The sequence below is a fragment of the uncultured Campylobacter sp. genome (assembly GCF_938045595.1).
Taxonomy (GTDB): Bacteria; Campylobacterota; Campylobacteria; order Campylobacterales; family Campylobacteraceae; genus Campylobacter_B.
Window position 1 is genome coordinate 1 of record NZ_CALIBB010000193.1, and the last position, 10,639, is coordinate 10,639.

Consider the following 10,639-nt stretch of genomic DNA (forward strand, 5'->3'; position numbering starts at 1 on the left):
TAAATTTTATACTTCAAAAGCGCCTCCTTGTCGGCTTTGCTTACGCGAAAGCTATCGCGGATCTTCGATATCGCCTTGTTTTGGATAAATTTAACCGCCCGTTTGCTCGCCAAAAACGCAAGCGTGATCTCGCGCTGTTTGATAAACATCTCGGCTATCGCCCACGCCGCGCCCATCTGCACGTAGTACCGCTCGTCGCTTTCGGCGGCGCAAATTTCAAAAAATTCCTTAGGCGAGATCGCGTCCATATTTCGCATAAAATAAACGTAGAAAAATCGCCTCTCAAACTCGTCCGCGCCGCTTTTAGCCTGCTTTAGCAGCGCGTCCGCAAGATCGGCGCCCCTGAATTTCGGAGCGAACATATCGCAAACCGCCCAATTAGGCATCGTTTTGATAAAATCGCTCGCAAGTGCAAATTTCGTCTCATCCTGCTTCAAAAGCATTATAAAAAAGCCTTTTAGCACGAACTCCTCGTGAAAAACGGGCTCGTAATTTTGCAGCTCGCGCCGCGCTTCATCTGCTCCACCCAAAGCGGCGAAGCTTTTGCGAGCAAGTGCGCGCAGTGCGGGAGTGCGTACGCCCAAAATCTGCGGCGCGGGTATTAGGCGCTGCGAAAATTTCGCAAATTTCTCCTCACTTAACGCTCGCAGCTGCCCTAGCATATTTTCTCGTAAATCCATGGCTTTCCTTTAAATTTTGATTGCGGATTTTACCAGCCCGAACGCGAGCTGATCGCGGCACGCTAAAATTTCGCCGCATGGGTTATCTATTTAAACAGATCGCGCCGCAAGCTCAAACTAATCGCCTATCGGGTCGCGCCACTTTATAAGTCGCCCGCCGCACTCTCTCAAATTCTTTTATCTAAAAAAACATGCCTGCTAAATCGCTCTGTATACAGCCATGCAGAGTAAGCCGTATCGCCAAAGCCTCTTAAATAAAGCTCGGCGCGTCGTTTGAAAACAAAATCAGATCGCCGCTGTGCGTATTTTCGCTCAAAACCCGCTGCAAATCGCGCTTGTCTTTCAAAACGATAGTCTTTGCGGGGTCTATTTTGCTTTGTAGCACCTCGGAATTTAGCTCACCCGTGATGATCGCGAGATCAAAAATTTCATCGATCTTGGCAGCCAGCGTCTCGTTGTCCTCGCGCGTGCTCTCGACAATGCCCGGCGTGATGATGACCTTGCGCCCGGCGTAGCTTCGCATCAGCTCGTAGCTTTGCAGCATACCGCTTAGATTGCCATTGAAGCTATCGTCGATGATGATCTTGCCGCCTGCATCGAGCCGTGCGAGCCTGTGCTCGACGGCGCTGACGTGCGCGACGCGGCTTTTGATTTTATCAGCGCTAAGCCCTAAAAATCGCGCGATCTTTATACACGCGGCGAGATTTGCGGCGTTAAATTTACCCAAAATCGGCGCGAAAAACTCATATCTCTTTCCTTGTTCGCTACGCCCGTTTAAAATTTTACGCTCGTTTGGAGCCTCTTGCGTGCCCCGCTCTTTGTCGCTGCAAATTTTATCGTCGCTAGCGGCGCGGGCGGCTTGTTCGTAAAATTCTTGCTCGCTCCGTTCGGTGCGGGACATGGAATTTGCATCGTCAAAATCGGCGCCGTAATTTTTAGAATTTTTGTCTTTTTCCGCACATGCCGCACTGCCTGCATCTAAGCTTAAATCGCCCTGCCCTTCGCCTTCTGCGGCGGATGTCTCTGCGCGCGGCACAGAATTTTCGCCGCTAGCACCGCTTTCATCATCGCTCAAGCTAAGACTAAATTTTATTCCGTCCAGATCCGCGCCGTGAATTTCCAGCCCCTCGTCGTAAATAGTGATACGCTCGCTCGGGCTTTTTTGCGTGCAGCTGTGCAAAAACGCATGCTTTAGCCGCGCGCTTGTTAGCGCTTCAAGCTTGGTTTTGCGGATGTTTTCGATGCTTTTGAAATACTCGATGTGTTGCGCGCCGATCTCGCCCACGACGACGATCTGCGGCGCCAAAAACTCGGTGATCTCGGCGATGTCGCCGCTTAGCCTGGCGCCTGCTTCGGCGATGTAGATCTGCGTATCTGCGGGCAGCGCCTCGTTTACGTCGCGCACGAGCCCTGCTAGCGTGTTTACCGAGCGCGGCGTCTTGTAGCAGCGAAAGTCGCTTTTTAAAATTTGATACAAGAAGTTTTTAATGCTCGTCTTGCCGTAGCTCGCGGTGATCTGAATGATCGTAAGAGAAGGCATCGAGGCCAGTTTTTTGCGTGCGTCAGCCTTAAATTTCGCAGCCTGCGCCCGCTCATAAGCAAAACTCGCCGCAAGGCCCGCGCCAAGCGGTAAAAATATCGGCAAAATCGGCCCCCCCGCGGCATAAAACGCGGCGTTAAAGCTAAACATACAAACCGCCAAAATCGCAAAAAATCGCTTCACGCGCGGCGTAAAGACGAGCTTTTTATCTAGCCCTCTTTGCCAAAAATAAAGCGCTAGCGCATAGGCCGCGACGATTAGAATTTTAGCAGCGCGCAGAGCATAGAGGGACGCGGCGCCGAATTTAGCCGCGCAGAGGCTCGCCGCGATCTCGCAGCCAAAATACGCCGCTAACGGCAAAATCAAAAAATAGAGGTGCCACGCGGGTTTGGTGAAGTGAAAGATGATGCGCGCGGGCTTGTACGAAAACCACTGCAGGCAGGTGATCAGATAAAAGCCCAGCAGTAGGACGAATGCCGCGTGCGCGATCAAAAATATTATATTCATCTTTTAAAATTCCTTTTTATAAGTTTAGGCGCCCGCTTTGCAAGCCTGTGCGGGCAAAACGCGGCGAGCTCGGACTAACAGGCATTTGGCTTCATTTGCAAATTTTACGAATTCCCTCTTTGCAAATTCTATTTTTGCAAACTTGCGCGCTCGTAAATTCTTTCTCTCATGTTGGCTGCACGAGCCACACTAGATAAATTTACGCTGTCGCGCTACATCTGCGTTTTCGATACCGCGCCGTATCTATCTCTCGCGACCTGAAATTTTCGCACGCTGCGTATCTTGCGACATCGCGCCCTATCTCGCGCGATAATTTGCATCATTTACGGCACATAGGCCTTCTGTCGCGGCAAATACATGACGCAGTTATGCGACTAAATTTAATCGTCCGCTTTGCGATACACGCGCGGTTTCGCCGCATCATGTACGGCTACCGCAATCGCGAGCGCATAGCAGAAACGATCCGCTACGGCGTAAAATTTTAAAATTTAACGCGGCGCGCTCTAATTTGAGCTTTGCGTTTTATACCACGAGCCCAAAGAGCGTATTTTACGCCGCTAAATTTTAAACGCATACTCGCGGCTTTATAATTTAAATTTACGCTTCGGTTTGCGATCTTTGACGCAAACGGATTGCAAAATTTTAAAACGTGCGATGAGCCGCATTAAAGCGCCGCAATAAAACGCTTTAAAACTACACCTCGCTCTTACATTCGCGCGATCTGTTTTTGCACCTAAAGCGCGATTTTTAGCAACGCTAAAATTTCGCGGCTAAATTTTAAAATTTACACCAAATCTCGTTTTGTTTTAACCTTGCGCGGCGTCAAATCGTTAAATTTAGCTGCCGCCAAGCTCCTTTTCGATCTGCTCGCCAATAAATTCCGCGCTCTGCAAAAAGAAAAAGTGATCCCCCGCGAGCGGATAAAATTTGCTGTTTTTAATGAGCGAGTGGATCAGCTCGCCGCTTTTTAGGCTAGTGGCGCGATCGTCCTTGCCCCAAAAGATGAGCGCATTTTGCGGGCTTAGCGCAGAAAAAATATCGCGGAAGTCCTCATTTACGACGTTTTTTAGCGTCTCATACATCGTCTTGCTCATACCTGCGGCATCCTTGCTCGCAAACGCACGCCAAAGCCCCGCCAGTCCAAGTCTTTTTAAAATTTTAAAAATCGCGATTTTGGCGCGCACGGCAAAGGGCTTCGGCTCGATGATACCCGCGCTGCTTAGCAGTATGAGATTGCGCGGAGCCAGCAACGCGGCGATCTTGCCGCCGAAGCTGTGCCCCATGATCGCTGCGGGCTGCCTGCCCAAAGCTGCGATAAAGGCGCGCATAATCTCCGCATAATCCTCGCTGCCAAGGGCACGCGCGGGCTGCGAGCTGGCGCCAAATCCCGGCAGATCGACGCACACTAACGCGTAACGGCGGAATTTGTCCGCAAAAACCCGAGACATAAGCGCTTTGTTTGCGCCCCAGCCGTGCAGCACCAAAATATATTCGGCACGCTGCAGGTTTGAAATTTCGTAGCTGATTTTGTAGCTCTCGCCGCCGCAGACGAGCTCCTTACTCGCCACCGCCGCTCCTTTTGGCGTAAACAGCCTTGAGTAGCTCGACTGCTTTTTCGAGCCGCTCAAACTCGCTCATACTGATCATCACGGCTTCAAATTTGTTATTTTTGACGATCAGGGCTTTTTTAATCTCTTGGTTTTTGATCTTGTTTAAAACGGTGCTGAAGTTGCGCACGATCTCGGTAGCAGTGTAAATTTCGTCTTGATTTATCATAACTCGACCTTTGGGGTAAAATTTTACGCAAAATTTAGCGTAAAATTTTAAACGATTGGCTACTTATTAGCGGTGATTTTGGTGATCAGCTCGTAGCTTACAGGGATCTGCCTCATCGGCGGCAGCGACGAAGCAAGAGCTGCTAAGACCTCGGAGAAATCGTCAAATAGGTAGTTTGCGAGACTACCCGGGTTCGGATTTATCTCGTTTAGATAAATTTCGCCCTCTTTTTCAAAAAAATCGCAGCGAATGAGCGCGCCATCGAATGATCCTGCGTTATAAAGCCGCGTAAAGGCGTCTTTCATCTTACCCTCTAGCAAAGCGCCAGGACGAGCGGGTTCGATCGCGCCACTACGCGAAAAATCCAAATATTTACGATCGAAATTTAAATAGCCCTCTTTTTTTGGCTCTTCGATGTTTGAAAATACGATTTTGCCGTCTATTTTAGCGCCTGCGAGATTGAATTCCTTTACGTTTTCCCAGTATGGCTCTACGATCGCGCTGTCGTCCAGCTCAAAAGCCTGATCCAGCGCGTAGCTAAACTCGCTTTCGTTCTTGGCTATCGAAATTCCGATGCTAGAGCCCAAATGAGCGGGTTTAACGATGATCGGAAAATTAAAATTAGGCAGACTAGTACGATTTACGATCTCATACGGCAAGGTTTTTACATTTGCGATTGCAGCTAGGTGCTTGGTTAAAATTTTATTATAGCTTAGCACGCTAGCTTCTATGCGAGGTCCGATATAAGGGATGCCAAAAAACTCAAATAGCGCCGCCATTTTGCCATCCTCGCCGTCGCAGCCATGGATTAGATTGATATATGTGCCGACTTCTAGCATGCTTTTGCTAAACATTCCGCTCTCAAAAAATCCGCCCGCACCGATGCCAAGCTCTTTTGCTTTAGCATAGCCGCCCTGCTTAAAATATGCCGCGCGCATATTTTTATCCTCAATGCGGTAAAATTTACGATTTTTATCGCAAAATACAAACTCCAAGTCCCAGCCTTTTAGGGCGTTTTTAACGGCAATTGCCGAGATGATACTTACTTCGTGCTCGTAGCTTTGAGCTCCAAAAACTATGCCAAATTTCATTGCTTTCCTTCAAATTTTATTTTCTACGCTAATTTTTTTAACGCCTCTTTGACAAGATCTGACGTATTCGTGCTGCTGCAGCCCGCTAAGATTTGATTGATCTTATCGCGCTTAAATCCAAGGCTTTGTAGCGCGGACGCCGCTTCATTTTTATAAGTCTCGCTAGGACCGAATTCCATTAGCTTCGCATCGCCTAGTTCGGCAATGATCCGTCTAGCGGTCTTTGGGCCGATGCCCGGAACTGAAGTTAGCGTCGCAGCATCCCCCGTAGCTACGCAACGCGCGAAATCCTGCGGAGCGAGCGTCGAACAAACCGCCATCGCCGTGCTTGCACCTACACCGCTAAGCTTGATTAGGGTTTCAAACATCTTTTTTTCACTCTCGTCTAAAAACCCATACAGCGAATCGGCATCCTCGCGCAGAATTTGTACGCACGCAAGCTCGGTCAGTTTGCCCTGCGTGAGCTTCGCGGAGGTATTTAATGACAATGAAAGAGCGTAGCTTACGCCGCTAGCGCATTTAATGACGCAAGCAGTGGGCTCCTTGCGCGTGATAATTCCTTCGATCGCCGCTATCATCTAAGAGCCTTTAAAATTTCGTTTATGCTCTCATTAAGCGCTAAATTTAGAGCATTATAAATGCTTTGCGAGCTGGGATCTGGCACGAAAACGCGCTTAGTGACGATGCCAGATTTTATGCTTTCTAAAGAATTTAAAATTTCATATCCCATCGTGACGGTTGCTTGATCGTTATTGATCTGAAGCGCTACGATACTGGTTTTTAGGCGCAAATCCCGCTCTTTTGGCACGAAGATTGGATTTAGCGAGCAGGTGGAAAATGCCGCATCAAGCAGTGCCTTATATACCATCTCGCTAGGCATCGTGATAAATTTGGCGTCGCTTGCGAACCGCGTTCGGTTTCTAAAATCCACTATTAAAATATCCCGCCTATCGACGAGATCGGTCGCTGTGATGGTGTCAATAAAGATATTTTTACGCGCACCGCTAGGATTTACGCAGCGCTTTTGATCATAACGCAGCTCGTAGTAGGTGTATGGCTTAGCCTGCTTGGCTAAGCAGCCGCCTAAAAATATCGCCGCCAGCGTCGCAGCAAGCGTAAACTTTATAAAATTTTTCATCTTTATTCCTTTTTATCGTCGCGATCCGCGCTTTTAGAAGTGTCTTTAAAAAAGAAATCGTAAGGATTGTCCTCTAGCCTAAACATCGCGCCTTGGAATTCTCTAAGCGATTTTTTTAGCTCGCCAAGAGTGTTTTTTGCCTCCTCAAGCGTAGGATCCAAGATCGCTTTTAGATTGTACTCGCCGCGATCGATACGCTTAGTGATGATACCTGCGGTTTTATCCAGCGAATTCGATAGATTGGCAGCACTAACGGCAAAGGCGTTTAGATTATCTAGCAGCGCGTCTAGCTCCTTCTCGCGCTCGTTTAAATTTGCTATGAGAGTATTTACGTTAGCAAGCAGCGCGTCTAGGCTTTGGAATTTTTTCTCATCACTTAGCTCAGCGCTAAATTTATCCATCGAAGATAGAATTCTATCCACTTTATCGGTATTTTGCTTAGACAACAGCCCGTTAATCTTAAAGATCATCTCACTCACGCTATCGGTGATGACTTCAGCTTTAGAGCCGATTTTATCAAGAAGCGTTTTATCCAGCGCAATTATCGGCTTTTTATCATTCGGCGGGAAAAGCTTGCCGCTTCCTTTCGTGATATTTATAAACGCGATTCCGCTGATGCCTTGAGATTCTACCTTAGCGACGCTATCTTGCGAGATCGGTAGTTTGCTTTTTACTGAAATTTCAATCTCAATAATCGCATTTTCGATATCGGCAAAATCGATACTTTTGATGATGCCCGCATTTACGCCGATAAATTTAACCTCGGAATTCTCCTTAATGCCTACGGGAAGCTCTTTTGTGTGGATATAGTAGGAGCGATAGCTCTCGCCGCGATCAGTCTTTGTAAGCATCCACCACATAAACGCCGTAAGAGCCGCGACGCAGATCATAACAAATGCGCCTACTATCGTGTATGAAGTTCTATTTTCCAATCTTTTCTCCTAATTTCAGAGCGTAAAATTTAAGCCCTGCGATATGCCTTAAAATAGCCATTTGGGCTTAAATTTTAAAACTTAGCCTTTTCTCAAATAGCCGCAAAATTCACAGAATCATCTGAGTTTAAATTTTAAAGCTTAGCGTGCATTTTGAAATTTCAAAATATCGCCGCGCTGTATTTTAGCGTAAAATTCTACCGCCCCGATTTAAATTTAACGCCGCTTGCTCGTCGAAATTTTAAAATTTCAATGCGCTATCCCACAAATGCGCCCTTAAATACGACCCGCCTAAATTTTAAAATTTCGATTGAGCTGCTAAGGTCTAAATTTTAAAATTTAAGCCCTGCGGAGCCCGGAATTCCTCGCTAGGTTTAAAATTTAAAATTTTCCCGCTACTATTTTAAAATTTCAGCTCCTACCTATCTAAATTTTACTCGCCGCGAGCTGTATTTTAGCTCGGTAAATTTCAAAGCCTAATCTCTTTGTCGCATCTTAAATAGCTCTTCGAGCGGATTATTCTCCAGGCTTGAAATTTCATCGATGTTTCCTTCAAAAGCGATTTTTTGATTATCCACGATCAAAAACCGATCCAAAATGTCAAAGATACTATCCACGTCGTGCGTGACCATCACGACCGTGACGCCGAGGCTGTCTCTAAGCTCGCAAACAAGCCTATCAAGGGCTCTGGCGCTGAGCGGATCAAGCCCCGAGTTTGGCTCGTCCAAAAATAAAATTTCAGGGCTAAGTGCTAGCGCGCGAGCCAGCGCCACGCGCTTTTTCATACCGCCGCTAAGCTCGTTTGGGCTAAGCGCAGCAGCCTCTTTTTTAAGTCCTACCTTCTGGATCCAAAACATTGATAGCTCATCTATCTCGCGCTCGCTAAATTTAGAGTATTCGCGCAGCAGCACGCCTACGTTTTCAAGCACGCTCATCGAGCTGTAAAGCGCGCCAAACTGAAACATCACGCCGCATTTTAGGCGGATCTCGTTTTGCTCTGCCTCGCTTGCGCGCCAAATATCGCGCCCAAAAATTTTAATTTCGCCGCTTTGCGGCCGCTTTAAAAATATGAGCGTTTTCATTAACGTCGTTTTTCCGCTACCGCTGCCACCTAAAAAGCCGTAAATTTCGCCTTTTTTAACGCTAAAACTTACGCTATCGTGCATAACGCGCGATCCGTACGCGGTAGTAACATCGCGCGCGACTATAATTTTAGAGGTCCCGCTAGACTGCGCTTGCTCGCTCATAGCCCGATTTCCGAAAACAAAACCGCAAATACCGCGTCGATCGCGATAACCCAAAATATCGCATTTACGACGCTGATCGTGGTGTATTCGCCGATGCTTTGGGTATTTCCTTTAACCTCAAAACCCCGCATGCAGCCGATGATAGCGATGAATGCCCCGAAAAACGGCGCTTTAATCATACCTACTAAAAAATGCCTAAGCTCTACAGAAGCCTTAAATCTATCCAAATAATCGCTAAAGGCTATGTCTAAATACGCGTCACACACGATCATCTGAGCAAAAATACTTACCGAATCTGCAATAAAAATGACCAGCGGCATGATTAGTACCATCGCGATAATGCGCGGCATCGCAAGAAAATAAAACGGATCAAAGCCCATCGTCCTCATCGCATCGATCTCTTCGGTGATCTTCATCACACCGATCTGTGCCGTAAAGCTCGAAGCCGAACGGCCCGCGATAACGATAGCAGCGATTAGAGGCGCTACTTCACGGAGCGTCAAAGCACCCATTATATCGATGATATAGATGCTGGCGCCAAATTTAGAAAGCATATCAGAGCCTATGTAAGCAAGCACGATGCCGATTAAAAATGCCGTCAATGAGACTATGAAAAGCGCGTCTATGCCGCTATCCTTGATGAAATTTACTGTTTCTTTGAAGCGGAATTTCATCGGATGAATTATAAAAGCTGCGAGCTTGGAAAAAAACTCGCCCAAAAAGCCAGCAAGGCTTAGCAAGCCTAGAATTCCAAGATGGCAATAAAGTCCGATCTGCGCTAAAAAATTTAGCCTGCGAGACTCGGGTACGTAGCTAAAATCGATCGTTTTATCATCCATAAAGCTTAAAATTTTGGCGGCTTTGCAGCTATCCTCCACAAGGCTAACCCGCTTGCCGGCAAGGGCATTTTTGATCATCAGCGCCATAAAATAATCTAAATTTGAAATTTCGCTTAAGCTTAGCTCCAGCTCGTTTAGATTTTTTACCGCTTTTTTTAGTGCAAGTAGCTGGGAGCGCGAGCTTTTGTAGTTCCACTGCCCGCGTAGCGATAAGGTGTTTTTCCCGCCCGAGCTTTCGAGCGAAAAGGCTAAATTCCGCAAAAATTTCTCTCCAAAATCAAAAAATAGGGGAAATTATAATATAATCAACCTTGGCATTTTATAAAATTTAATGGAGATTTATGCTCAGAGGCTTTTTTACAAATAGCGCAGGCACGCTGGTTTCGCGGGTTTTGGGTTTCGTGCGCGACCTGCTTACCGCATCGGTTTTGGGCGCGGGGATTTACAGCGATCTGTTTTTCGTAGCGTTTAAACTACCCAATCTTTTCCGCAGACTATTCGGCGAGGGAGCCTTTACGCAGGCGTTTTTGCCAAGCTTTACCGCCGCGCGTAAAAAAGGAATTTTTGCTGCAGCGGTGCTTATTAAATTTAGCATTTTCATCGCGCTTTTAACGGCGCTCGTGCTGCTCGCCGCGCCCGTTTTTACTAAAGTTTTGGCATACGGATTTAGCGCCGAGCAGATCGGTCTTGCGGTGCCATACGTGCGGATAAATTTTTTCTACCTCACGTTTATCTTCGTCGTTACGCTCTTTGCCTCGCTGCTTCAGTACCGCGACCACTTCGCTACGACGGCGTTTTCAACCGCACTTTTAAATTTAGCGATGATCGCGGCGCTTCTGCTAGCTCGCGGTAAGGACGGCGCTACGGCGGTGCTCTATCTTAGCTTCGG

General features: G+C 47.3%; 11 protein-coding genes. 1 reads left to right on the forward strand and 10 read right to left on the reverse strand.

The annotated features are described in order from the left end of the window. The 10 genes from Q0340_RS07625 to Q0340_RS07670 form a co-directional block, all read right to left on the reverse strand. Nucleotides 1-680 (reverse strand): DNA alkylation repair protein (locus tag Q0340_RS07625; protein WP_298082819.1); only part of this gene is annotated, 680 nt, incomplete at its 3' end. 250 nt (nucleotides 681-930) lie between these two features. Further along, nucleotides 931-2,727, reverse strand: coding sequence for a Mur ligase family protein (locus Q0340_RS07630; protein WP_298082820.1), 1,797 nt, complete (start codon nucleotides 2,725-2,727; stop codon nucleotides 931-933). An 836-nt stretch (nucleotides 2,728-3,563) separates the two neighbouring features. Further along, nucleotides 3,564-4,295 (reverse strand): alpha/beta fold hydrolase, encoded by a 732-nt coding sequence (locus Q0340_RS07635; protein WP_298082821.1) that lies wholly within the window; start codon nucleotides 4,293-4,295, stop codon nucleotides 3,564-3,566. Continuing rightward, the gene (locus Q0340_RS07640) at nucleotides 4,285-4,503 is read right to left on the reverse strand and encodes a type II toxin-antitoxin system Phd/YefM family antitoxin (protein ID WP_177389042.1); all 219 of its coding nucleotides are present in this window, start codon (nucleotides 4,501-4,503) and stop codon (nucleotides 4,285-4,287) included. The genes Q0340_RS07635 and Q0340_RS07640 overlap by 11 nt, the downstream gene beginning before the upstream one ends. A gap of 59 nt (nucleotides 4,504-4,562) precedes the next feature. Beyond that, nucleotides 4,563-5,594 (reverse strand): D-alanine--D-alanine ligase, encoded by a 1,032-nt coding sequence (locus Q0340_RS07645; RefSeq protein WP_298082822.1) that lies wholly within the window; start codon nucleotides 5,592-5,594, stop codon nucleotides 4,563-4,565. A gap of 23 nt (nucleotides 5,595-5,617) precedes the next feature. Next, entirely contained in the window at nucleotides 5,618-6,172 is a 555-nt protein-coding gene (gene ruvA / locus Q0340_RS07650; RefSeq protein ID WP_177389038.1) for a Holliday junction branch migration protein RuvA, read from the reverse strand. Then, on the reverse strand, nucleotides 6,169-6,732 hold the full coding sequence (locus tag Q0340_RS07655; protein ID WP_005870378.1) for a hypothetical protein: 564 nt from the start codon (nucleotides 6,730-6,732) through the stop codon (nucleotides 6,169-6,171). Before Q0340_RS07655 ends, ruvA begins: the two co-directional genes overlap by 4 nt. Nucleotides 6,733-6,734: 2 nt before the next feature. Next, complete coding sequence (locus Q0340_RS07660; protein WP_005870376.1) at nucleotides 6,735-7,664, reverse strand: MlaD family protein; 930 nt, start codon at nucleotides 7,662-7,664, stop codon at nucleotides 6,735-6,737. 476 nt (nucleotides 7,665-8,140) lie between these two features. Then, nucleotides 8,141-8,911: an ATP-binding cassette domain-containing protein gene (locus Q0340_RS07665; protein ID WP_298082823.1), complete on the reverse strand. Its 771-nt coding sequence runs from the start codon at nucleotides 8,909-8,911 to the stop codon at nucleotides 8,141-8,143. Then, a complete protein-coding gene (locus Q0340_RS07670) occupies nucleotides 8,908-10,011 on the reverse strand; it encodes an ABC transporter permease (RefSeq protein WP_298082824.1) in 1,104 nt (367 codons plus the stop codon). Before Q0340_RS07670 ends, Q0340_RS07665 begins: the two co-directional genes overlap by 4 nt. A gap of 80 nt (nucleotides 10,012-10,091) precedes the next feature. Between Q0340_RS07670 and Q0340_RS07675 the strand changes: the two genes are divergently transcribed. Beyond that, on the forward strand, nucleotides 10,092-10,639 hold a 548-nt coding region (locus tag Q0340_RS07675), incomplete at its 3' end, for a lipid II flippase MurJ (RefSeq protein ID WP_298082825.1).